22 protein-coding genes are annotated in these 21,762 nt (G+C 71.9%); 11 read left to right on the forward strand and 11 right to left on the reverse strand.

Annotated elements, in window-relative coordinates:
* Positions 1-28: 28 nt before the first annotated feature.
* The 4 genes from ACZ3ZD_RS24890 to miaA all read right to left on the reverse strand — a co-directional run bounded on the left by ACZ3ZD_RS24890 (position 29) and on the right by miaA (position 5,207).
* The gene (locus ACZ3ZD_RS24890; RefSeq protein WP_467401271.1) at positions 29-2,287 is read right to left on the reverse strand and encodes a RelA/SpoT family protein; all 2,259 of its coding nucleotides are present in this window, start codon (positions 2,285-2,287) and stop codon (positions 29-31) included.
* Between the two features lie 187 nt (positions 2,288-2,474).
* Entirely contained in the window at positions 2,475-3,344 is an 870-nt protein-coding gene (gene dapF, locus ACZ3ZD_RS24895; protein ID WP_467401274.1) for a diaminopimelate epimerase, read from the reverse strand.
* 133 nt (positions 3,345-3,477) lie between these two features.
* Positions 3,478-3,942 (reverse strand): hypothetical protein, encoded by a 465-nt coding sequence (locus ACZ3ZD_RS24900; protein ID WP_467401393.1) that lies wholly within the window; start codon positions 3,940-3,942, stop codon positions 3,478-3,480.
* 326 nt (positions 3,943-4,268) lie between these two features.
* On the reverse strand, positions 4,269-5,207 hold the full coding sequence (miaA, locus tag ACZ3ZD_RS24905; RefSeq protein WP_467401277.1) for a tRNA (adenosine(37)-N6)-dimethylallyltransferase MiaA: 939 nt from the start codon (positions 5,205-5,207) through the stop codon (positions 4,269-4,271).
* A 278-nt stretch (positions 5,208-5,485) separates the two neighbouring features.
* Here miaA and ACZ3ZD_RS24910 point away from each other — a divergent pair, with 278 nt between their 5' ends.
* Both ACZ3ZD_RS24910 and ACZ3ZD_RS24915 read left to right on the forward strand, forming a co-directional pair.
* The gene (locus tag ACZ3ZD_RS24910; RefSeq protein WP_467401280.1) at positions 5,486-5,737 is read left to right on the forward strand and encodes a hypothetical protein; all 252 of its coding nucleotides are present in this window, start codon (positions 5,486-5,488) and stop codon (positions 5,735-5,737) included.
* A gap of 24 nt (positions 5,738-5,761) precedes the next feature.
* A complete protein-coding gene (locus ACZ3ZD_RS24915) occupies positions 5,762-6,049 on the forward strand; it encodes an antitoxin (RefSeq protein ID WP_467401284.1) in 288 nt (95 codons plus the stop codon).
* Between the two features lie 236 nt (positions 6,050-6,285).
* On the opposite strand, the gene ACZ3ZD_RS24920 is transcribed toward ACZ3ZD_RS24915, so the two are convergent.
* Positions 6,286-6,999 carry a class III extradiol dioxygenase subunit B-like domain-containing protein gene (locus ACZ3ZD_RS24920; RefSeq protein WP_467401286.1) on the reverse strand — a complete coding sequence of 238 codons (714 nt, stop codon included), beginning with the start codon at positions 6,997-6,999 and terminating at the stop codon, positions 6,286-6,288.
* A gap of 378 nt (positions 7,000-7,377) precedes the next feature.
* On the reverse strand, positions 7,378-8,904 hold the full coding sequence (miaB, locus tag ACZ3ZD_RS24925; RefSeq protein ID WP_467401289.1) for a tRNA (N6-isopentenyl adenosine(37)-C2)-methylthiotransferase MiaB: 1,527 nt from the start codon (positions 8,902-8,904) through the stop codon (positions 7,378-7,380).
* 351 nt (positions 8,905-9,255) lie between these two features.
* Between miaB and ACZ3ZD_RS24930 the strand changes: the two genes are divergently transcribed.
* Together ACZ3ZD_RS24930 and ACZ3ZD_RS24935 are read left to right on the forward strand one after the other, a co-directional pair.
* A complete protein-coding gene (locus tag ACZ3ZD_RS24930) occupies positions 9,256-9,777 on the forward strand; it encodes a regulator component (RefSeq protein WP_467401292.1) in 522 nt (173 codons plus the stop codon).
* Positions 9,770-10,927, forward strand: coding sequence for an MAB_1171c family putative transporter (locus ACZ3ZD_RS24935; RefSeq protein ID WP_467401295.1), 1,158 nt, complete (start codon positions 9,770-9,772; stop codon positions 10,925-10,927). The genes ACZ3ZD_RS24930 and ACZ3ZD_RS24935 overlap by 8 nt, the downstream gene beginning before the upstream one ends.
* Positions 10,928-10,934: 7 nt before the next feature.
* Here ACZ3ZD_RS24935 and ACZ3ZD_RS24940 read toward each other — a convergent pair whose 3' ends face one another.
* Positions 10,935-11,771, reverse strand: coding sequence for an SDR family NAD(P)-dependent oxidoreductase (locus ACZ3ZD_RS24940; protein ID WP_467401299.1), 837 nt, complete (start codon positions 11,769-11,771; stop codon positions 10,935-10,937).
* A gap of 293 nt (positions 11,772-12,064) precedes the next feature.
* Here ACZ3ZD_RS24940 and ACZ3ZD_RS24945 point away from each other — a divergent pair, with 293 nt between their 5' ends.
* Positions 12,065-13,330, forward strand: coding sequence for a cation:proton antiporter domain-containing protein (locus ACZ3ZD_RS24945; protein WP_467401303.1), 1,266 nt, complete (start codon positions 12,065-12,067; stop codon positions 13,328-13,330).
* 17 nt (positions 13,331-13,347) lie between these two features.
* On the opposite strand, the gene ACZ3ZD_RS24950 is transcribed toward ACZ3ZD_RS24945, so the two are convergent.
* Entirely contained in the window at positions 13,348-13,905 is a 558-nt protein-coding gene (locus tag ACZ3ZD_RS24950) for a DUF1697 domain-containing protein (protein WP_467401306.1), read from the reverse strand.
* A 234-nt stretch (positions 13,906-14,139) separates the two neighbouring features.
* Here ACZ3ZD_RS24950 and ACZ3ZD_RS24955 point away from each other — a divergent pair, with 234 nt between their 5' ends.
* Entirely contained in the window at positions 14,140-14,331 is a 192-nt protein-coding gene (locus ACZ3ZD_RS24955; protein ID WP_467401308.1) for a hypothetical protein, read from the forward strand.
* Between the two features lie 15 nt (positions 14,332-14,346).
* Here ACZ3ZD_RS24955 and ACZ3ZD_RS24960 read toward each other — a convergent pair whose 3' ends face one another.
* Positions 14,347-14,754, reverse strand: a complete 408-nt coding sequence (locus tag ACZ3ZD_RS24960; RefSeq protein ID WP_467401309.1) for a pyrophosphohydrolase domain-containing protein — start codon at positions 14,752-14,754, stop codon at positions 14,347-14,349.
* A gap of 143 nt (positions 14,755-14,897) precedes the next feature.
* On the opposite strand from ACZ3ZD_RS24960, the gene ACZ3ZD_RS24965 reads away from it, so the two are divergent.
* A complete protein-coding gene (locus ACZ3ZD_RS24965; protein WP_467401311.1) occupies positions 14,898-15,896 on the forward strand; it encodes a TAXI family TRAP transporter solute-binding subunit in 999 nt (332 codons plus the stop codon).
* 32 nt (positions 15,897-15,928) lie between these two features.
* Here ACZ3ZD_RS24965 and ACZ3ZD_RS24970 read toward each other — a convergent pair whose 3' ends face one another.
* Together ACZ3ZD_RS24970 and ACZ3ZD_RS24975 are read right to left on the reverse strand one after the other, a co-directional pair.
* Entirely contained in the window at positions 15,929-17,368 is a 1,440-nt protein-coding gene (locus ACZ3ZD_RS24970) for a HAMP domain-containing sensor histidine kinase (protein ID WP_467401312.1), read from the reverse strand.
* A 9-nt stretch (positions 17,369-17,377) separates the two neighbouring features.
* Positions 17,378-18,064, reverse strand: coding sequence for a response regulator transcription factor (locus tag ACZ3ZD_RS24975; protein WP_467401314.1), 687 nt, complete (start codon positions 18,062-18,064; stop codon positions 17,378-17,380).
* Positions 18,065-18,359: 295 nt separating this feature from the next.
* Here ACZ3ZD_RS24975 and ACZ3ZD_RS24980 point away from each other — a divergent pair, with 295 nt between their 5' ends.
* From ACZ3ZD_RS24980 to ACZ3ZD_RS24995, 4 genes are all read left to right on the forward strand, one after another.
* A complete protein-coding gene (locus ACZ3ZD_RS24980; protein ID WP_467401315.1) occupies positions 18,360-19,136 on the forward strand; it encodes an amino acid ABC transporter ATP-binding protein in 777 nt (258 codons plus the stop codon).
* 86 nt (positions 19,137-19,222) lie between these two features.
* Positions 19,223-20,062, forward strand: a complete 840-nt coding sequence (locus tag ACZ3ZD_RS24985) for a glutamate ABC transporter substrate-binding protein (RefSeq protein WP_467401318.1) — start codon at positions 19,223-19,225, stop codon at positions 20,060-20,062.
* Between the two features lie 74 nt (positions 20,063-20,136).
* A complete protein-coding gene (locus tag ACZ3ZD_RS24990) occupies positions 20,137-20,802 on the forward strand; it encodes an amino acid ABC transporter permease (protein ID WP_467401320.1) in 666 nt (221 codons plus the stop codon).
* The gene (locus ACZ3ZD_RS24995) at positions 20,799-21,689 is read left to right on the forward strand and encodes an amino acid ABC transporter permease (protein ID WP_467401323.1); all 891 of its coding nucleotides are present in this window, start codon (positions 20,799-20,801) and stop codon (positions 21,687-21,689) included. Before ACZ3ZD_RS24990 ends, ACZ3ZD_RS24995 begins: the two co-directional genes overlap by 4 nt.
* Positions 21,690-21,762 lie beyond the last annotated feature (73 nt).

The following is a 21,762-nucleotide window of genomic DNA, read 5'->3' on the forward strand; positions in this document are numbered from 1 at the left end:
AGAGGGCCCAGCAGGCCGGGTGGCGTCGTCAGGAGGCCGGTGCCTGGTGCTGGGCGCGGCTCACGTCGTACACCCCGGGGACGTCCCGCATGGCGCGCATCAGGGTCGGCAGGTGGGCCGCGTCGGGGAGCTGGAGGGTGTAGGTGTGGCGGACCCGCTGCTGGCTGGGGGGTTCGACGGTGGCGGAGACGATCTCGGCCCCCTGGAGGGCGATCGCCTCGGTGAGGTCGGCGAGGAGATGGGGGCGACCGAACGATTCAGCGACCAGGGTGACCCGGCATTCGGTGCTGTCCCCCCAGCGCACGCCGATCTCCGCGCGCCCTCTGCTCTTCATGTGCGCCACCGTGGCGCACTCCGCGCGGTGCACGGTCACCACTCCCCCGCGCACCGCGAACCCGGTGATCTCGTCGGGTGGTACGGGCGTACAGCAGCCGGCGAGGCGTACGGCGGCGCCGGGCCGGTCGGCGAGGACGTCGGCGCGCCGGGGGTAGGGGGCCGGGGCGCCATCCGGAGGGCGCGCGGACGGGCCGGTGGGGACGGCTCCGGGCTCGGCCGGTGGGACGGCCTCCGCGTCCTGGGCCGCAGCCGAGTGGTCGGGCTCGGTGGTGCCGCCGCCCGGGTGGGCCGCCAGCCAGCGCTGGATGGCGATGCGGGCGGCCGGTGTGTGGGCGTGCTCCAGCCACTCCCGGGAGGGCTCGGAGGCCGGGTCCTGGCCCATGAGGAGCTGGACGGTGTCACCGTCGCGCAGGACCGTGCTGAGGGTGGCCAGCCGGCCGTTGACGCGGGCGCCGATGCAGGCGTGGGCGTCCTCGCCGTACTGCGCATAGGCAGCGTCCACGCAGGTGGCGCCCTCGGGCAGGCCGAGGGTGCCGCCGTCGGGGCGGAAGACGGTGATCTCGCGGTCCTGGGCGAGGTCCTCGCGCAGGGTGGACCAGAAGGTGTCCGGGTCGGGGGCGGCCTGCTGCCAGTCGAGGAGTCGGGAAAGCCAGCCGGGGCGGGTGGGGTCGACGCGCTCGCCGTCGGCCGGGGCGGCGGCCGGAGTGGCGGGACCGGTCGTGGCGGAGTCGGGGGCGGGACTGTCCGCGGCGGGGGTGTCGGGAGCGGGGGCGTAGGGGTTGCCGAGGGCCACGACACCGGCCTCCGCGACCTTGTGCATCTGGTGGGTGCGGATGAGGACCTCGACCACCTGGCCGTCGGGGCGGGCGACGGCGGTGTGCAGGGACTGGTACAGGTTGAACTTGGGTACGGCGATGAAGTCCTTGAACTCCGAGACCACCGGCGTCATGCAGGTGTGCAGTTCGCCGAGGACGCCGTAGCAGTCCGCGTCCTCGTTCACCAGCACCAGCAGGCGGCCGAAGTCGGTGCCGCGCAGCCGGCCGCGTTTGCGGGACACGCGGTGGACGGAGACGAAGTGCCGCGGACGGATGAGGACTTCGGCCGGGATGTCGGCCTCGCGCAGCACTCCGCGCATCTCCTCGGCGACCTCGGCGAGGGGGTCGCCGGGGCGGGCGGCGTTCTCCGCGATGAGTTCTCTGGTGTGCTCGTACTCCTCGGGGTGGAGGATGGCGAAGACCAGGTCCTCCAGCTCGGTCTTCAGAGCCTGCACGCCGAGGCGTTCGGCGAGCGGGATGAGGACGTCACGGGTGACCTTGGCGATCCGCGCCTGTTTCTCGGGGCGCATCACGCCGAGGGTGCGCATGTTGTGCAGGCGGTCGGCGAGTTTGATCGACATCACGCGCACGTCGTTGCCGGTGGCGACGAGCATCTTGCGGAAGGTCTCCGGTTCGGCGGCGGCTCCGTAGTCGACCTTCTCCAGTTTCGTGACGCCGTCGACCAGATAACGGACCTCCTCCCCGAACTGTTCCCGCACCTGGTCCAGCGTCACCTCGGTGTCCTCGACGGTGTCGTGCAGCAGGGAGGCCGTCAAGGTCGTGGTCTCGGCGCCGAGTTCGGCGAGGATCAGGGTGACGGCGAGCGGGTGCGTGATGTACGGCTCGCCGCTCTTGCGCATCTGTCCGCGGTGCGAGGACTCCGCCAGGACGTAGGCCCGGCGCAGGGGTTCGAGGTCGGCGTCGGGGTGGTGGGCCCGGTGCGCCTCCACGACGTGGCCGATCGCGTCGGGCAGCTTGTCGCGGCCGGCCGGGCCGAGCAGTGCGGCCCGGCCCAGCCGGCGCAGGTCGATCCGGGGCCGGGACTTTCTGCGCACCGCCGCGGGCGCTGTGAACGCTGGTGGCGCCGCGGGCGCTACCGGGCCAGCGGTCGCAGGGTTCGTGGCCTCCGCACTCATGGGCACCTCCGGCTCGTGGACCGGCGGACGGAGCCCCAGGGCATACGCGGCTCAGGGAATGGCGACGTTCCCCCGTCCGTGCCGGTGCTTGATGCTACCGAGCCCACCACGCCCGGCCGACCGCCTCTCGCCCAGCGTGAAACGGATCACCCATTCGAGCGAGGGCAACGAGGTTTAGATTTTCGATTCAGCCGAGCGCACGGGCGAGCCAGTCGGCGTCGATCTCGCCCTCGGCGACGATCACGGCGGGCCCGGTCATCTCGATCTCTCCGTCGGGCCGCTCGGTGATGACGAGGCGCCCGCCGGGCAGGTCGACGGTGTACGTCGCCGGGGTGCCGGTGACGGCCGGGTCGATGCCGTCACGCCGGGCGGCGGCCACGGCGACGGCGCACGCGCCCGTGCCGCAGGAGCGGGTCTCGCCGGAGCCGCGCTCGTGCACGCGCATGGCGACGTGACGGGGGCCGCGGTCGACGACGAACTCGACGTTCACCCCGTCCGGGTAGGCGGCCGCCGGGGCGACCGGCGGGGCGGAGTACAGGTCGCCGGCGTGCGCGAGGTCGGCGACGAAGGCCACCGCGTGCGGGTTGCCCATGTTCACGTTGCGCGCGGGCCAGCCGCGCTCGCCGACGGTCACCGTGACCTCCCCCTCGGGGAGGCTGGCGCGGCCCATGCCGACGGTGACGTCGCCGTCCTTGGCGAGGTGGACGGTTCTCACGCCCGCGCGCGTGGCGATCGCGAGATCACCTTCGGCCACATGTCCCGCGTGCTGGAGGTAGCGCGCGAACACACGGACGCCGTTGCCGCACATCTCGGCGACGGAGCCGTCGCCGTTGCGGTAGTCCATGAACCACTCTGCCTCGGCGGCCATCTCCCGGGCCTCCGGGTGGGCCGCGGACCGCACGACGTGCAGCACGCCGTCGCCGCCGATGCCCGCCCGGCGGTCGCACAGGGCGGCGACGGCGGCCGGGGACAGGTCGAGGGCGTTCTCGGGGTCCGGGACGATCACGAAGTCGTTCTCGGTGCCGTGCCCCTTGAGGAAGGCGATCCTTGTGCTCATTCCTCGATCGTACGGCGTGGGTGCGACAGCGCCGGTCCCGGCGGTCGCCGGGTCCGGGCGTCGGCGACCGACGACAACGCCGCAGATGCGCGTGCCAGGCCCCGCGACGCCGGCAGGATCCGAAGGAGAGGTCCTAGCGCAGCCGGGCCACGCGCCACACGGCGAGCACGACCGCCAGGGCGACCAGCAGGACGTAGGCGAGGATCACCCGCCAGTCGGGGCGGCGGCCGGAGCCGCGCGGGGGCAGGCCGGGCCAGGTGTAGCCCACCCGGCGGGCGGCCATCATGCCCCAGCCGGCCGCGCAGGAGCAGATCAGCAGGCCGAGCATGGCGATGACCGCGCCGCTGTCGCCGAAGTCGAAGGCGAGCGGGAAGGCGAACATCAGGGAGCCGCCGGCGGCGAGGCCCACGATGGGGGCGAGCTGCCAGATGCGCAGCCGGCGCTGCGGGCGCAGCTCCACCTCGACCTCGGGGCCGCCCGGGTACATCTCCTCCGGCTCCGGCCCGTCGGCGGTCACACCGCCCGCGGTGTCGTCGGGGCCGTCGTCGGTGAGCCGGGCCTCGGACAAGGGGCCGTCGGACAGGAGGCCGTCGGACAGGGGGTCGTCGGACGCGTCCACGCCCGCCAGTCGGTCCCCGGTCAGGTCCGCGTCGGCCAGAGGCTCGCCGATCAGGGCCTGGCCGTGCGGAGCGCCGTCGGGCAGACCGTTCACCCGCGGGGGGACCTCGCCGGGGCAGAGGTCGCCCCGGTCCGGTTCGTCACCCTCGGTGGTGCGGTGCTCGGCACTACGTGCGGTGTCGCGAGGGCCGGCCTCCATCGCCACGCGCCCTCCCAACTAGGCTCCACTTGGTCGATCGAAGCTCGATGATGGCACGGCGCCGAAGGCCGCGATGACCGGCGGCGCATCCCGATGCCATGACGTGATCAGGCTGTAACCGGTCGTTCGACCAACGCCAGGGCCTGCTGCGGAAGTTCCCCGCGGTCCGCGACGGCCCCGCTCAACCAGTGCACCCGGGGATCGCGCCTGAACCATGAATCCTGGCGGCGCGCGAAGCGCTTGGTGGCACGGACGGTCTCCGCCCGCGCTTCCGCTTCGTCGCACTCCCCGGCGAGCGCCGCGAGTACCTGCTGGTAGCCGAGCGCGCGCGACGCCGTGCGCCCCTCGCGCAGCCCCTGCGCCTCCAGTGCGCGCACCTCCTCCACGAGGCCTGCGTCCCACATGCGGTCGACGCGCCGCGCGATGCGCTCGTCCAGCTCCGGTCGCGCCACGTCGACGCCGATCTGAACGGTGTCGTAGACGGAGTCGTGGCCGGGCAGGTTCGCCGTGAACGGCTGGCCGGTGATCTCGATCACTTCCAGGGCCCGGACGATACGGCGGCCGTTGCTCGGCAGGATGGCGCGGGCGGCCCCGGGGTCGGCGGCGGCCAGCCGGGCGTGCAGCGCGCCGGAGCCGCGCAGGGCCAGCTCCTCCTCCAGCCGGGCCCGGACCTCCGGGTCGGTGCCGGGGAACTCCAGGTTGTCGACGGCACCGCGGACGTACAGCCCGGAGCCGCCGACCAGGATCGGCCAGCGACCCTCGGCGAGCAGGGCGTCGATCCGCGCGCGGGCCAGCTTCTGGTACTCGGCGACGGAGGCGGTGACCGTCACGTCCCAGATGTCCAGCAGATGGTGCGGGACGCCGTCGCGCTCCTCGGGCGTCAGCTTGGCGGTACCGATGTCCATCCCTCGGTACAGCTGCATGGAGTCGGCGTTGACGACCTCGCCACCGAGCTGCTGGGCCAGGAAGACGCCGAGATCGGACTTTCCGGCCGCGGTGGGTCCGACGACGGCGATGACGCGGGGGGCGGGGGGTGCACTGCTCACCGCACCAGTCTCGCAAACCTCCAGGCGAGGTCTCGAACGAGTTACGTGACGGCGCGCTTCCCGGGTCGTTGCCCGTGCGAGGTGCCGCCCGCCGGGGTGCCGGAGGCGGTGACCCGGGCGGCGCAACCGTACGCACCGGGCGACGCGGGAATTCGCCCGCACGAGTACCGTATGGAGTGGATATGGGCGTAATTGCACGACTTCTCGGCAGGTCGAAGGCGGCTCGGGAAACGACTTCCGAGGCCACTACGGAGAGGGCTGCGGAAGCGGCTGCGGAGGTGTCGCCGTCCGCGGCGGCGGATTCCGGCACGGAGCCCGCAGGGGTCGAGGCGGAGCAGGACGAGACGGCGGAGGCCACGGCGCGGGCCGGGGCGGCGGAGGCGGAGAACGTGTCCGGGGACGGGCCCGAGGACGGGGCCGCGCGGGCGGACTCCGGTTCGGACGACGCGTCCGAGGGTGCCGGGATTCCCCGGCAGCAGTCCGCCGACGAGGCCGCCGACAGCGAGTCCGGCGAGGGCGCCCACAGATGACTGCTCCGTGAGGGAAGGTGGACCATGGGTCTGATGGACAACATGTTGGCCAAGCTCGGACCGGCCAAGGACAAGGTGTCGGATCTCGCGCGGCAGCATGGGGACAAGGTCCAGCACGGGCTCGACGTGGCCGCGAAGGCCGTCGACGACCGGACGAAGCACAAGTACAGCGACAAGATCCAGGCGGGCACGGGCAAAGCCAAGGAGGCGGTGGACCGCCTCGCGCACATGAACGAGCCCGGAGCGGCGCCCCACGAGCCGACGGCTCCGACCCGCCCGGCCCCTCCGGAGGGCCCGCCGCCGGCTTCGTGAGAGGCTCCACGGCCCCACTTGGTGCGGTCGCCAGGGTCCGCCGCCTCCGCGGGTGAGGGCGCCGGTCGGCTCCGCCAGGAGGCCGGCGGCCGTCCTGACGGTGACGCGTGCGCGCGCGGGGCGCCCACGGCAGCCCCCGGCCCCCCGAGGAGTCCGGACCGGCTACGCGCGCGCGTGGGTGGCCCGTTACCTGCGAGGCGCCTCGGCCGCCGTACCGGGAGCCGGGGCTACGGGGCTCAGGACCAGGCCGCGACCATGTAGCCCACGCCGTACGGCGCGTCCTCGTACAGCAGACTGCCCGTGAGGTGCGCGTCCTCGGCCGCGCCGGCCAGGACCTGCCAGGGCGCGCGGCCGGCCGCCTGCAGTTCGCGGGCCAGTCGGGGGTCCAGGGCGTGCAGGGCGGCGACGTCCGCCGCGCCGAGCGCCCGCGCGGCCTCCGCGTCGAAGGGCGCGGCCCGCTCGTCCAGGTAGCCCGGTGCCTTCAGCGAGCGGCGGGCGCTGCCGTCCCCCAGGACCAGCAGCGCGACCCTTCCGGCCCGGCCGGCCAGCTTCCGCCCGGTCCGGGCGCACTGCTCCGGCTCCAGCGTGTCCGCGACGCCGAGTCCCTCGATCGGGGCGTCGGCCCAGCCGGTCCGCTCCAGCAGCCAGGCGCCGACGGTCAGCGAGGTCGGCAGCTCGCGCTCCGGGACGGGAGGGGCGGCGGGCCCCAGGCGTACGTCCAGGTCGATTCCGAAGCCGCGGAAGGTGCCCGGGCTGCCCTCGGGGAACGCGCCGCCGCGACCCTGCTCGGCGGTGCCGACGACCACCAGCAGGTCGGGGCGGGCGGCGGCGAGCACGCCGAGCGCGTCCGTGCAGGCCGCGCGCGCGGAGTCCAGTTCCGGAGCGGCACCGGCGGCGACTTCGGGGACGAGCAGGGGCGGGCAGGGGCATACGGCGGAGGCGACAAGCATGATCGGCAGGGTAGCCGGACGTGGGCGGGCCCCGGCTCACGCCTCGATCGGCACGTCCGCCAGGTCGGTCACCGTCCGCACGGGCGCGCGTGTCGCGGGCGAGCCCGGCACGTCCCGCCGGCCGGCGGCAGTCCCGGGGCCCGGGCAACCTCAGTCGCGACCACGGACGCCCGCCCCCGCAGACGGCCCCCGGAGCCCCGCGACCTCAGTTGCAGCCGCAGGCGCTGGCCACCCCGCCAGACGACCCCCAGACCCGCGCAACCTCAGTCGCGATCACGGACGCTCACCACCGCAGACGGCCCCCGGAGCCCCGCGACCTCAGCCCCGGCCGCAGGCGCTCGCCACCACCCCGCACGGCCCCCCGGGACCCCCGGGGCCTCAGTCGCGGCTGCAGGCGCTCGCCGCCACCGGCAGGGGGGCCGGGACGCCGATCTTGGGCAGGCCGAGCATGACGCCGGCCGGCTTGGCGGCCGCCTCGGCGTTGCGCTTCTCCCAGGCGTCGCCCGCGCGCGTGCGGCGCACGTCGAGGACGGTGCCCTCGGCGAGGAGGTGGTGCGGGGCGGCGTACGTCACCTCGACCGTGACCACGTCACCTGGGCGGACCTCCTGCTCCGGCTTGGTGAAGTGGACGAGGCGGTTGTCGGGGGCGCGGCCGGAGAGGCGGTGGGTGGCGCCGTCCTTGCGGCCCTCGCCCTCGGCGACCATCAGCTCCAGCGTGCGACCGACCTGCTTCTTGTTCTCCTCCCAGGAGATCTCCTCCTGGAGGGCGACAAGACGCTCGTAGCGCGCCTGGACGACCTCCTTGGGGATCTGGTCCTCCATGGTCGCGGCCGGGGTGCCGGGGCGCTTGGAGTACTGGAAGGTGAAGGCCTGGGCGAACCTGGCCTCGCGGACGACGTGCAGGGTCTGCTCGAAGTCCTCCTCGGTCTCGCCGGGGAAGCCCACGATGATGTCCGTGGTGATCGCGGCGTGCGGGATGGCGGCCCGCACCTTCTCGATGATCCCGAGGTAGCGCTCCTGCCGGTAGGACCGGCGCATCGCCTTCAGGACGGTGTCCGAACCGGACTGGAGGGGCATGTGCAGCTGGGGCATCACGTTCGGCGTCTCGGCCATGGCGGCGATCACGTCGTCGGTGAAGTCGCGGGGGTGCGGGGAGGTGAAGCGGACCCGCTCCAGGCCCTCGATGGTCCCGCAGGCCCGCAGCAGCTTGCTGAAGGCCTCGCGGTCGCCGATGTCGGAGCCGTAGGCGTTGACGTTCTGGCCGAGCAGGGTGATCTCGGAGACGCCCTCGCCGACCAGGGTCTCGATCTCGGCGAGGATGTCGCCGGGGCGCCGGTCCTTCTCCTTGCCGCGCAGGGCCGGGACGATGCAGAAGGTGCAGGTGTTGTTGCAGCCGACGGAGATCGACACCCAGGCCGCGTACGCGCTCTCGCGCCGGGTCGGCAGCGTGGAGGGGAAGGCCTCCAGGGACTCGGCGATCTCGACCTGCGCCTCCTCCTGTACGCGGGCGCGCTCCAGCAGGACGGGCAGCTTGCCGATGTTGTGCGTGCCGAAGACGACGTCCACCCAGGGCGCCTTCTTCACGATGGTGTCGCGGTCCTTCTGGGCCAGACAGCCGCCGACCGCGATCTGCATGCCGGGGCGGCCGGCCTTCTTCGAGGCGAGCCGGCCGAGGTTGCCGTAGAGGCGGTTGTCGGCGTTCTCCCGGACCGCGCAGGTGTTGAAGACGACGACGTCCGCGTCGCCGTCCGAGCCCTCGGGAGCGCGCACGTATCCGGCATCTTCGAGCAGCCCGGCCAGCCGCTCGGAGTCGTGGACGTTCATCTGGCACCCGTAGGTGCGGATCTCGTAACTCTTGGTGGTGGGAACGTCCACTGCCGGGCTCCGGTCGCTGCTGCTGGTCATTCCTCAAGGGTAGGCGCTTCCCGGAGGCCCGGTCCCGGCGCCTGCCCAGGCCCCGTGGAGGGCGGTGACGTCGTCGCCGGTCCGGCGCCCGGCGGCCAACCGCGCGGCTTCCGCCTCGACGCGCGTCCGCACCTCGTAGACGTCGGTGATGCCCGCCATGCGCGGCAGGTCGCGCGCGGCCGGCCGGTGCACCGCGGGGAGGCCGACGACCGGGGAGGAGGTTTTTCGCCAAAGGGCGACCGAAAGCCCGGGCAGGCGTGGGCAAGAGGGCGGGTGACCTGCTTAGGTGTGAGCCACGGCTTGTCCGGTGGAGCGGAAGTGCTTTTACGCCCGAACGGGGTGACACGGCAGGTGAGGAGAACGGGCGAGTACGCCGCGCTACGGCGCCGATGCACCGCGATCCTGCGCGATCTCGGGATCCAGCGGTCGCTGCCGCTGGACGCCGTCCGGGAGCGGGTGGAGCAACTCCGAGGCCGTCCGCTCGTGCTGAGGGAGCTGCCCGAGGAGGCCGCGGCCACCGGAGCCTGCGGCCTGTGGCTGGGCACCGCCAACGCCGACTACGTCTTCTACGAGGCGCGGACCGCTCCCATGCACCGCGAGCACATCATCCTCCACGAGATCGGTCATGTGCTGTGCGACCACCACCGCAGCCTCACGGAGAACGGTGAGCAGCGAGCCGGCGACCTCCTGGTCGGCCTCCAGCCCCATCTCATGGCACGGCTGATGGCCAGGACCAGTTACACCAACACCGAGGAACAAGAAGCCGAGATGATCGCCACCCTGATCCAGAGCGCCGGGACGACCGGCCGGGTGGCCGGACCCCTGGGACGGCTCGGCGCGTTCCTCGGGGTGACGGCGGACGCCGGTGAGTGAACTGGCGGCGCACGTCGGGCTCGCCAGCGTCCTCGCCCTGTGGTTCGCCCTCGTCTGGCGGGCCCGGTCCGCGCTGCGCCGGCCCCGTCTGCGCGGGCTCTGGATCACCGTGCTGGCCGCGACCACCGCCATCACCCTCTTCCAGCCCCGGATCGTCGGCCGGCTCACGTCCGCCGGGATCGACGTCCACACGGTGTCGCTGGTCCGCAACCTGATCGGCGTGCTGAGCGCGGGACTGGTCCTCCTCTTCGTGATCGACTCCAGCCGCACCCCACGGCTGCGCCGGTACGTGGCGGTCGGGATGACGGCGGCCCTGGTCTCGCTGCTCGTCCTGGAGCTGCTCCAGGTGCACCCGGCGAGCGGAGGGACGGCGTCCGCGCAGCGGCCCGCCTCCGCGTCGTCCGCCTACTGGCTGATCCTCATCGGCTCCCACCTCGCCGGTGACGCCGTCGCCGTAGTGGTCTGCTGGGGGTACAGCACGCGCACGACGGAGCGGGACCTCGTCTGGTCACTGCGGCTGTTCGCGGCGGGCAGCGTGCTCGCGCTCGTCTTCTGGTCCGGCTACCTGTTCCATCTCTACGACCCCTCCCCGCGGCTGCTGGCCTACCTGTCCGTGCTCATGAGCATGCACGGCTTCCTGCGCGCGGCGTCCCTGCTGGCCCCCACCGCGAGCGCCCTCGCCCGGTCGGCCGACGCGCTGCGGACCATCTGGCAGCTGTGGCCGCTGTGGCACGACCTGGTGACGGCGGTGCCCCATGTGGCTCTCGCCAGACCCCGGCGGACCCGGCTGCAGGAGGTGCTCCGGCCGCGCCATCCACCCGCGTTGCAGGCGCACCGGCAGACCGTCGAGACGTACGACGCCCTGCTGACCCTGCAGCAGTACGTGCGCCCGGACGCCTACGAGAGGGCGCACCGGTACGCCCGGCGGGCCGGGGTGCGCGCGGACCGGCTGGCGGCCGCCGCGCTGGCCGGCGCCGTGGACGAGGCCCGGCGGGCCGTCCTCGCCGGTGTGCCACCGTGCGACCCCCACCCGCTGCCCGGGGTGACGCACGGCAGCCCCGAGACGCTGCTGGGGATCGCCCGGATGTGGGCCGCCATGACCGGCGTACTCCCGGGGCCCGACCGGACGACACCGGCCCGGCCCCGCTGACGCCCGGTCAGCGGGGAGCGGCGGAGCCGTTCTCGCCGCCGCGAGGCGTGATGTGGTGGTCGAAGGCGAGGGTTCCGGGGTCGAGGGCGGTGGCGCCGCCGTCGACGGTGAGGACGGCTCCGTTGACGTACGACGCGGCCGGGGACAGCAGCCAGCTGATCGCCTCGGCGATCTCACGCGGCTCGCCGGGGCGCCCCTGGGGCAGCAGGCGGGTCGCCTCCTCGTAGGCGGCCTCCATCCCGCCGCCGGGCAGCTGGGCCTCCTCGGCGAAGCGGGCCATGCGCCGGTCGGCCATCTCGGTGCGCACCCAGCCGGGGCACACGATGTTGGCGCGCACGCCCTGGCGGCCGTAGTCGACGGCGACGGACCGGCACAGCTGGAGCAGGGCCGCCTTGGAGGTGGCGTAGGGGGCGTTGCTCGTGCCGTTGCGCAGCGCGGACACCGAGGCCACGGCGACCACCGCGCCCCTGGACTCCAGCAGGTGCGGGATCGCGGCGCGGAGCAGGAGGAGCGGACCGGTCAGGTTGATGCGCATCACGTCGTCCCAGTCCCGCAGCGACATGTCGCCGACGGCTCCGCCGCGTCCGATGCCGGCGTTCAGCACCAGTCCGTCGAGCCGTCCGTACGCGTCCAGGGCGGCCTGGACGAGGCCCTCGGCGGCGTCCGGGTCCACGACGTCGGACGGGTGCGCCAGCGCGCCCGTCTCCTGCGCGAGGCGCTCCAGGGGTTCGACCCGCCGGCCGGAGACGACCACGTGGTGACCCGCCTCGGCCAGCAGCCGGGCCGTGGCCTGCCCGATGCCCGAGCCTCCACCGGTCACGACGACGACGCGCTTGTCCTCCACGACAGTTCAGGCCCTTTCACCGAGATCACCGACATCACCTGGGTCGCCAGGCGCCTTCGATCCTAGAGCGCCTTGATCCACTGGAGACGACTTCCAGCCAGCGCCGGCCCGACTTCCGACCTCGCGTGAGCATTCCGCGTCAAGGACATTTCCGGTCTCTTATCGAAGGTCATACGGACCGCGAGATCGCCGTTGACAAAGAGCTTCTATACAACGAAGCATGGCGGGGCACGCCGGCGGCACCTCATCGAATTACGGGCAACGCCCGCAAAACGACAACAAGGCAGGGACCGGTGACCACGAACCAACTGTTCGCGCTCTTTTCCGACCTGGCCCTCATACTCGTCCTCGCGCATTTACTGGGCGCCGTGGCACGGCGATTCTCCCAACCCGCGGTCATCGGGGAGGTACTCGCGGGCATCATGCTCGGCCCCACCTTACTGGGCCACACGGCATCCGAATTCCTCTTCCCGACCGATATCCGGCCGATGCTCACCGCACTCGCCGACGTGGGCATGGCCGTGTTCATGTTCATCGTGGGCCTGGAGATGGACCGGAGAATCCTGCGCGGCACCGGCCGACTGGCGGCCACCGTGTCGCTGTCCTCCATTCTCCTGCCGTTCGGACTCGGCTCCCTGCTCGCCCTGCTGCTGGTCGAGGACAACGCACCGGCCCACCGGCTGGGTTTCGTGCTCTTCATGGGTACGGCGATGTCGGTGACCGCCTTTCCGGTGCTCGCCCGCATTCTCACGGACCGGAAGATGCAGCACACCCCGGTCGGCGGGCTGGCGCTGGCCTGCGCCGCGATCGGGGACGTGCTTGCCTGGTGCATGCTCGCCGCCGTGGTCGCCCTGGCCGGCGGGGGCGGCGCCCACCAGTGGTACCTGCTGTTCCTCCTGCCGTACGCCGGCGTGATGCTGTGGGTGGTACGGCCGTTGCTGCGCAGGCTGCTCGCCGCCGGTGACGGCACCTCCCGGCTGAGCCCCGTGGCACTGACGACCGTGCTCGCCGGTCTGCTCGTGTCGGGGGCGGTCACCGAGAAGATAGGCCTGCATTTCATCTTCGGCGCGTTCTTCTTCGGTGTGGTGATGCCGAAGGAATCCACCGAGCGGCTGCGCGTGGACATCACCGACCGGGTCGGCCACGTCAGCAGCCATCTGCTGCTGCCGGTCTTCTTCATCAGTGTGGGCCTGAAAGTCGACCTGTCGGATCTGGGGCGTTCCGGATGGCTGGACTTCGCCCTCATTCTGCTGGTCGCGGTCAGCGGCAAGTTCCTCGGCGCATTCCTGAGCGCCCGCGCGCACGGCGTCACGGCGCGCCAGTCGGCGGTTCTCGCCACCCTCATGAACACCAGGGGCCTGACGGAGCTGATCATCCTGACCGCGGGTCTGCAACTCGGCGTCCTCAACGAGCGGTTGTACTCCCTGATGGTCGCCATGGCCGTCGTGACCACGGCGATGGCCGGGCCGCTCCTGTCGGTCCTCCAGCCGCGCCCGCTCGCCGATCACCACCTCGTCCTGCCGGCCCGCGACGCCCAGTCGCCCGCCGCCAAGCGCTGACCCCCGCCTGCCCCGGCTCAGTCACCGGTGGCCAGTTCGTGCAGCGCGGTGACCGTCTTCCAGTTGCGGGTGGTGGCCCGCATGCCGAGGCGGCGCTCGATATAGGTGTTGTTCAGTCTGGTCCTGCCGTACCCGTCGGGGACGTGCAGGTGCACCTCGTCGCCGACCAGCGTGAACACGGCCGTCTCCCCGTCCGGCACCGCCAGGCGGGCGGCCTGCTCGGCGCTCGGCTCCCGGGCGAGGAAGGTGACGTGCAGCTTGGCCGGGTCGTCCTCCCGGCCGCGGTACGGGTTCGCGGCGAGGGTACGGGCCAGCGAGTCACCGGTACGCAGCAGGACCGTGCAGGACACCCCGAGGTCGCCGGCGATCCGCTCCTCGATGGCCGCGGCGAGGTCGGGGGCCGCGGTGGATGCGGCCGGCGCGGTGGGCGCGCGGAACACGACGTTCCCGCTCTGCAGATACGTCCGGACGTCCACGAACCCCATCTCGGCGAACAGGGCACGCAGATCCTTCATGGCGATCCTCGCGCTGCCGCCGACATTGATCCCGCGCAGCAGCGCGATGTACGTCGTCATGGCATCAAGCTCTCACACCCGCCGTCCGTACGAGTCGTGGCCGGATAGCGCGCGACCTGCGCACAGGAGTGGCATGCTCATGCTCGCCGATGGGTCACTCACCGGTTCTGCTCATGAGGAGAACCCGACCTCGGTATCCCTGCCACCCCCCATCCCACCGGGCCCGCGAAGGGCGACTTCACGACGGGCGGCACCTTCGGCCCGGCCCCGTACCTGCGCGGCGAGGCCGCCGGGGTGCTCACCACCGCCTCCGACGGCGGCACGCCGAGGGTGACGGGCCACTGGGGTGCCTACGGCGGTGTGGACCAGTCGGGAACGCTGCGGATCCAGCTGTCCGTGTTGGGCACCCCCGTCGTCCAGCGGAGCATCCCGCCGGGCGCGCTGCACCGCGAGTGGAAGCCGGCGGGCGGCTCCCTGTCGTCGTAGCCCCGGCGAGAGGCGTCAGGCCGCGCCGTCCGGTATCCAGCCCTGGCGGCGCAGTACGGCCGAGACGTCCGGCGCCCGGTAGTGCGCCCCCTTGAGCACCTTGCCGTCGGCCCGGCGGGCCACCTCCCCGTCCGGGCCGAGCTTGCTCATGTTGGCGCGGTGGATCTCGGCGAGCACCTCGTCGAGGTCGATGCCGTGGACCAGCGCCGTGCCGTAGGCGACGTACACCACATCGGCCAGTTCGTGCGCGAGCCGGTCCAGCGGTCCCCGCACCGCCACCTCGGCGACCTCCGCGGCCTCCTCGGCGAGCAGTTCGCCCCGGTGGGCGGCGAGTTCCGGGTGCACCTCGGTCGGCGTGCTGCGGGCGTCGAGGCCGAAGGCGCGGTGGAACTCACGGACGAGGCGGGCGGGTGAAGAGCTCATACGGCGACTGTAACGGCCGCCACTGACAGTGCCCGTCCGACCGTGGCCGACGCCCCGAGTGGACGCCGGGCGTCCGCTTCGCCGCTGCCCGGAGTGCCCCCGGCCCTGGTCAGCGGCGTGAGTCGCCTGGCAGGATCGCCCGCATGTCCAAGGTGTTCCCCCGGCTCGGCAGGCGTCGAGCGCTGCAGGGCGCGGCCGTCGGTGCCGTGGTCCTGGGGCTGCTGCTGTGGTGGCTGCTGCCCCTGGGCGAGAAGCCGCCGAGCGGGACGATCGTGTTCAGCACCGGCACGCCCCGCGGCGTCTACCAGGAGTACGGCGAGCGGCTCCGGACCGAGCTGGGCAGGGACATGCCGGGCCTGCGGGTGAAGCTGCTCAACAGCGCCGGTTCGCAGGAGAACGTGCAGCGGGTGGCGACCGGGCAGGCCGACTTCACCATCGCGGCGGTCGACGCGGTGGAGACGTACGAGCTGCGGCACGGCAGCGGCGCCGGGCGGCTGCGCGGTGTGGCCCGCCTCTACGACGACTACGTGCACCTCGTCGTGCCCAGCGGCTCGGACATCAGGACCATCGCCGACCTGCGGCACAGGCGCGTGGCGACCGGACTGCCCGATTCCGGGGTGCGGCTGATCGCCGACCGGGTGCTACGGGCCGCCGGCATCGACCCGCGCAAGGACATCACGCCGGTGGCCGACGGCATCGACACCGGGCCGGCGCGGCTGCGGGAGGGGAAGATCGACGCGTTCTTCTGGTCCGGCGGACTGCCCACGAAAGGCCTGGTCGCGCTGGCGCAGAAGCGGGAGTTCCGGTTCGTGCCGCTCGACGAGGACCTCGTCACCCGGCTGCACGACCAGGGCGCGGGCGCGCGCTACTACCGGGCCGCCAACATTCCCGAGTCGGCCTACCCGAACGTCCAGCAGGGCGTCCAGGTGCCGACGATCGCCGTGTCCAACGTGCTGATGACCCGTACGGACGTCGATCCCCGGCTGACCGAGTGGGTGACCCGCACGGTACTCAAGAGCCGCGACGACATCGGCGCCCACGTCCACTCCGCGCAACTGGTCGACCTGCGCACCGCCATCTACACCGACCCCCTCCCCCTCCAGGAGGGCGCCCGGCGCTACTACCGGTCGGTGAAGCCTTAGGGAGCACGCGGTCGGGAGCCCGGCCTGGTCGCCTAGGAGGCGGCGCCCCCGCTGCCCGAGGCGCCTCCGGCGCTCTCGGCGTGCCGCGGCACCCGTACCGTCACCCGGAGCCCCCGCGGCTCGTGGTGGGCGTACTCGATCGCGCCGTCGCCCGCCGCGAGCAGGGCGCGGGTGATGGACAGGCCCAGACCCGACCCGTTCACGTTCTGGTGTCGGCCGCTGCGCCAGAAACGGTCGCCCACGCGCGCGAGTTCCTCGTCCGTGAGGCCGGGTCCGGTGTCCGTGACGACGACCGTGGTGGTGTCGCCGTCGACGCGGACGGCGACCTCCACCGTGCCGTCCTCGGGAGTGAACTTCACGGCGTTGTCGATCACCGCGTCCAGGGCGCTGGACAGGGCGATCGGGTCGGCCCAGGCCGTGGTGGGCGGACAGTCGCCGGTCAGCCGTACGCCCTTGGCCCGGGCGGCCGGTGCCCACGCGGCCACCCGCTCCTCGGCCAGCGCGCCGATGTCGGTCAGCCGGAGGGCGGCTTCGGCGTGCTCGGCCAGCGCGAGGTCGAGCAGGTCGTCCAGGACCTGCGCGAGGCGCTTGCCCTCCGTGCGGACCGAGGCGATCTCCTCGCTGCCCTCGGGGAGTTCGAGCGCGAGCAGTTCGATGCGCAGCAGCAGCGCCGCGAGCGGGTTGCGCAGCTGGTGCGAGGCGTCGGCGACGAAGGCGCGCTGCTGCTCCAGCACGGCCTCGACGTTGTCCGCCATCTCGTTGAACGAACGGGCCAGCCGTCTGAGTTCCGGCGGACCGCCGGCCGCGGCGACCCGGGACTTCAGCCGCCCGGTGGCGATGTCGTGGGTGGTGGCGTCCAGGACCCGGACCGGCCTGAGCACCCAGCCCGTCAGCCTGAGCGCGGCGCCGACGGCGAGCAGCATGGCCGCGAACTCGCCGGCCCCGATGAACAGCCAGCCGCGCAGGATCCGGGAGCGCAGCTGTCCGGTGGGCGAGTCGGTGACCACGACCGCGACGACGTCCCCGTCCCGGATCACCGGCGAGGCGACGACGAGCCGGCCGCGCTGCCAGGGCCACACCTGCTGCGGGTCATGGCTGCGCCGGCTGAGCAGTGCCTCGTCGAACGCCCGGCGGACCTCCCCCGTCTGCGGTACGAACCAGTCGTCGGGCGCGTTGGCCATCGCGGAGCCGTTGCGGTAGAAGACGCCCGCGCGGATGCCGTAGACGCCGTGGTAGCTCTCCAGCTCGCTGCGCAGGCTCTCCCGGCGCTCGTCGGTGGTGGTGCGGCGGGAGCCGCCGGGCGCGTCGGTGACGAACTGGGCGAGCGCCGCGAAGCGTGCCGTGTCGTCGATCCGGTCCACGACGACCCGCTGCTGCCGGGCGGCGGCCACGCTGCCGGCCAGCGGGATGCCGAGCGCGAGCAGGACGGCCGCCAGCAGGACGATGAGCAGCGGCAGGAGGCGTGTGCGCACCCGTCCCCGCTAGGCGGCCGGGGCGACGAGCCGGTAGCCGACGCCGCGTACGGTCTCGATCAGCGCGGGCAGGCGCAGTTTGGCGCGCAGGGAGGCCACGTGCACCTCCAGGGTGCGGCCGGTCCCCTCCCAGCTGGTGCGCCAGACCTCGCTGATGATCTGTTCGCGCCGGAAGACCACTCCGGGCCGCTGGGCGAGCAGCGCGAGCAGGTCGAACTCCTTGCGGGTCAGCTGGATCAGCGCGCCGTCCACGCTGACCTGACGGGTGGGCAGTTCGATCCGGACCGGTCCGAGCAGCAGCGCGTCCTCACCGCCGGTCGTGGGGTCCTCGTGGGCGGTGCGCCGGCTGACGGCGTGGATCCGGGCGAGCAGTTCCCCGGTGTCGTACGGCTTGACGACGTAGTCGTCGGCGCCCATGTTGAGCCCGTGGATGCGGGAGCGGACGTCGGAGCGCGCGGTCACCATGATCACCGGGGTGCTGGTGCGCTTGCGGATCCTGCCGCAGACCTCGTAGCCGTCCTGGTCGGGCAGGCCGAGGTCGAGCAGGACGACCCCGAAGTTGTTGCCCTCGGGGACGAGCGCCTGGAGGGCCTCCTCGCCGCTGCGCGCGTGGGTGACCTGGAAGCCGTGCCGCGCGAGGACGGCGGACAGAGCCGCGGCGACATGGTTGTCGTCCTCGACGAGCAGCAGCCTCATCCCGGCCCCCTCCGGTTCAGTGGTCGTACGGTCTCGGTTTCCGTCGGCTCGTAGATCGCGCCCACGCGCGCGTGCACCATGGCAGTGACGCTGATGGTTAAGGACGGCGTCAAGAGGGTTCGGGTTGCCTGTCACTTCCGTTACCCGGCCGATACGCGCGGCGGCCGCATGTGCTACGACATGTGTCCGATTGCTATCGGATCGTGATGCTCAGATCTCCCTCAGATGTGATGACGCAGGTCACAGCCCCTCACTACTGTCCTCGGAAACCCGAGGAGGACGGAGCCCGAGAGCGATGACCAAAGTAACGGTGGCCAAGGAGGACACGGCCACGTCCGACGAACTGGTCGTCCTGAAGAGCGTCAACAAGCACTTCGGCGCGTTGCACGTGCTCCAGGACATCGACCTGACGATCGCCCGCGGCGAGGTCGTCGTGGTCATCGGGCCCTCCGGGTCCGGAAAGTCGACGCTGTGCCGCACCATCAACCGCCTGGAGACGATCGACTCGGGCGCGATCACGATCGACGGCAGGCCGCTGCCGCACGAGGGCCGCGAACTGGCCCGGCTGCGCGCGGACGTCGGGATGGTGTTCCAGTCCTTCAACCTCTTCGCGCACAAGACCGTGCTCGAGAACGTGATGCTGGGCCAGGTCAAGGTCCGCAAGGCGGACAAGAAGCAGGCCGAGGAGAAGGCCCGGGCGCTGCTGGACCGGGTCGGTGTGGGCACCCAGGCCGACAAGTACCCCGCCCAGCTGTCCGGTGGCCAGCAGCAGCGTGTCGCGATCGCGCGGGCGCTCGCCATGGGCCCGAAGGTCATGCTGTTCGACGAGCCGACCTCCGCCCTCGACCCCGAGATGATCAACGAGGTCCTGGAGGTCATGCAGCAGCTCGCGCGCGAGGGCATGACGATGATCGTGGTCACCCACGAGATGGGCTTCGCACGTTCGGCGGCGAACCGGGTCGTCTTCATGGCGGACGGCCGGATAGTCGAACAGGCCACGCCCGAACAGTTCTTCAGCAACCCGCGCAGCGACCGGGCCAAGGACTTCCTGTCCAAGATCCTGCACCACTGACCGCGCACCCCGGCCGCGCGCCGCCGCCGGGCCGCGTCACCCGCGCCTCAGGGACTCGTTCCTCATCACTCAGAAGGATGTTCACGATGAAGCTCCGCAAGGTCACCGCCGCCTCGGCCGTCCTCCTCGCCCTCTCCGTGACCGCCACCGCGTGCGGCGGCGGCGACAAGAAGGACGACAACGGCTCCTCCGGCGGCGGCAAGAAGATCACCATCGGCATCAAGTTCGACCAGCCCGGCCTCGGCCAGAAGACCCCGCAGGGCTACTCGGGCTTCGACGTCGACGTGGCCACCTATGTCGCCAAGAAGCTCGGGTACAACCCCGACCAGATCGAGTGGAAGGAGTCGAAGAGCGCCGACCGCGAGACCATGCTGCAGCGCGGGGACGTGCAGTTCATCGCCGCCACCTACTCGATCACGCCGGAGCGTCAGCAGAAGGTCGACTTCGCCGGCCCGTACCTGCTGGCCCACCAGGACGTGCTGCTGCGCGCGGACGAGACGAAGATCAAGTCGCCGGCGGACCTGAACAACAAGAACCTGTGCTCGGTGGCCGGCTCGACCTCGGCGCAGAACGTCAAGAAGAAGCTGGCCCCGAAGGCGAACCTCCAGACGTACCCGACCTACTCGGCGTGTCTGTCCGGTCTGCAGAGCGGCCAGATCGACGCCCTCACCACGGACGACTCGATCCTCGCCGGTTACGCCTCCCAGGCCCAGTTCAAGGGCAAGTTCAAGCTGGGCGGCTTCAAGATGACCAACGAGAACTACGGCATCGGCGTCAAGAAGGGCAGCGACCTCAAGGCCAAGATCAACAAGGCTCTCGAGGAGATGGTCTCCGACGGTTCCTGGGAGGCTGCCGTGAAGAAGAACCTCGGTCCGGCCGACTACAAGAACGAGCCCGCCCCGAAGATCGGCGACATCAAGAGCTGAGGCAATGCCCACCGGTGCGCCGCTCCTGACGGCGGCGCACCGGGGCATCCCTACACGCGGAAGCGCGGGAGATCGTGTTCGACTTTCTTGGACGTTACGACGTACTGGGCGCCTTCTGGACGACCGTGCAGCTCACCCTGCTGTCGGCCGCCGGCTCCCTGGTCTGGGGCTCCCTGCTGGCCGGCATGCGGGTGGGCCCGGTGCCGCTGATGCGCGGTGTCGGCACCGCCTATGTGAACATCGTGCGGAACATCCCGCTGACGGTGATCATCCTGTTCTCCTCGCTCGGCCTCAGCCAGACGCTGGGCATCACCCTCGGTGCGCACGACTTCAAGGTCCAGGGCTTCCGGCTGGCCGTGCTCGGTCTGATCCTCTACACCTCGGCCTTCGTCTGCGAGGCGATCCGCTCCGGCATCAACACCGTGCCGGTCGGCCAGGCCGAGGCCGCGCGGGCCATCGGTCTCAGCTTCACGCAGGTGCTGCGCCTGATCGTGCTGCCGCAGGCGTTCCGGGCCGCCATCGGCCCCCTGACCAACGTCCTGATCGCGCTGACCAAGAACACGACGGTGGCCGCCGCGATCGGTGTGGCGGAAGCGGCCTTCCTGATGAAGGAAATGATCGAGAACGAGGCGCAACTGCTGCTGATCTCGGCAGTCATCGCCTTCGGCTTCGTGTGCCTGACCCTGCCGACCGGGCTGATCCTCGGCTGGGTGGGCAAGAAGATGGCGGTGAAGCGATGACGTCCGTTCTGTACGACGCCCAGGGGCCCCGCGCCAAGCGGCGCAACGTCCTCTACACGGCCCTCTTCCTGGTGGTCCTCGCGGCCGCCGTGTGGTGGGTGTACAAGTCCCTCGACGACAAGGGCCAGCTCGCCTGGGGCCTGTGGAAGCCCTTCTTCAGCGGCACCGAGGCGTACTCGACGTACATCTGGCCCGGTCTGCAGAACACCCTGGAGGCGGCGGCGCTGGCGATGGTCATCGCGCTTCCGCTGGGTGCCACCCTCGGCATAGCCCGGCTCTCGGACCACGTGTGGGTACGCGTCCCGGCCTCGGTCGTGGTCGAGTTCTTCCGGGCGATCCCGGTCCTGGTCCTGATGATCTTCGGGCAGGCGCTCTTCGCCCAGTACACCAACGTCTCCTCGGACGACCGCCCGTTCTACGCGGTCGTCACCGGCCTTGTGCTGTACAACGCGTCGGTGCTCGCCGAGATCGTCCGCGCGGGCATCCTCGCCCTGCCGAAGGGCCAGTCCGAGGCGGCCATGGCCATCGGTCTGCGCAAGAACCAGGTGATGCGGGTCATCCTGCTGCCGCAGGCGGTCACCGCGATGCTCCCGGCGATCGTCAGCCAGCTGGTGGTCATCGTGAAGGACACCGCGCTCGGCGGCGCGGTACTCACCTTCCCGGAACTCCTGGCCTCCGCCAACACGATGAGTGGTTACTACGGCAACATCATCGCCTCCCTGACCGTCGTGGCCGTGATCTTCGTGGTCATCAACTTCTCGCTCACCTCGTTCGCGAGCTGGCTGGAGGGCCGGCTGCGACGCGGGAAGAAGTCGACGGGCGCGGTGCTCGGTGCCGACGAGACCGTGAAGATCGCGGGCCAGGCGGGGACGGGAACCGCGGCCTGACGGCGGGTCAGACCCGAATGCGTCACCCAGGGGCAGTGGCATGATCGCCACTGCCCCTGGTCACTTGACGCAA

Source organism: Streptomyces sp. NPDC023481 (assembly GCF_055560195.1).

Excerpts from the sequence above, each read along its gene's own strand:
- ACZ3ZD_RS24890 (WP_467401271.1), bottom strand. The coding sequence starts at position 2,287 with ATGAGTGCGGAGGCCACGAACCCTGCGACCGCTGGCCCGGTAGCGCCC.
- dapF (WP_467401274.1), bottom strand. The coding sequence starts at position 3,344 with ATGAGCACAAGGATCGCCTTCCTCAAGGGGCACGGCACCGAGAACGAC.
- ACZ3ZD_RS24915 (WP_467401284.1), top strand. The coding sequence starts at position 5,762 with ATGGGTCTGATGGACAACATGTTGGCCAAGCTCGGACCGGCCAAGGAC.
- ACZ3ZD_RS24920 (WP_467401286.1), bottom strand. The coding sequence starts at position 6,999 with ATGCTTGTCGCCTCCGCCGTATGCCCCTGCCCGCCCCTGCTCGTCCCC.
- miaB (WP_467401289.1), bottom strand. The coding sequence starts at position 8,904 with ATGACCAGCAGCAGCGACCGGAGCCCGGCAGTGGACGTTCCCACCACC.
- ACZ3ZD_RS24950 (WP_467401306.1), bottom strand. The coding sequence starts at position 13,905 with ATGACGACGTACATCGCGCTGCTGCGCGGGATCAATGTCGGCGGCAGC.
- ACZ3ZD_RS24960 (WP_467401309.1), bottom strand. The coding sequence starts at position 14,754 with ATGAGCTCTTCACCCGCCCGCCTCGTCCGTGAGTTCCACCGCGCCTTC.
- ACZ3ZD_RS24965 (WP_467401311.1), top strand. The coding sequence starts at position 14,898 with ATGTCCAAGGTGTTCCCCCGGCTCGGCAGGCGTCGAGCGCTGCAGGGC.
- ACZ3ZD_RS24975 (WP_467401314.1), bottom strand. The coding sequence starts at position 18,064 with ATGAGGCTGCTGCTCGTCGAGGACGACAACCATGTCGCCGCGGCTCTG.
- ACZ3ZD_RS24980 (WP_467401315.1), top strand. The coding sequence starts at position 18,360 with ATGACCAAAGTAACGGTGGCCAAGGAGGACACGGCCACGTCCGACGAA.
- ACZ3ZD_RS24985 (WP_467401318.1), top strand. The coding sequence starts at position 19,223 with ATGAAGCTCCGCAAGGTCACCGCCGCCTCGGCCGTCCTCCTCGCCCTC.
- ACZ3ZD_RS24995 (WP_467401323.1), top strand. The coding sequence starts at position 20,799 with ATGACGTCCGTTCTGTACGACGCCCAGGGGCCCCGCGCCAAGCGGCGC.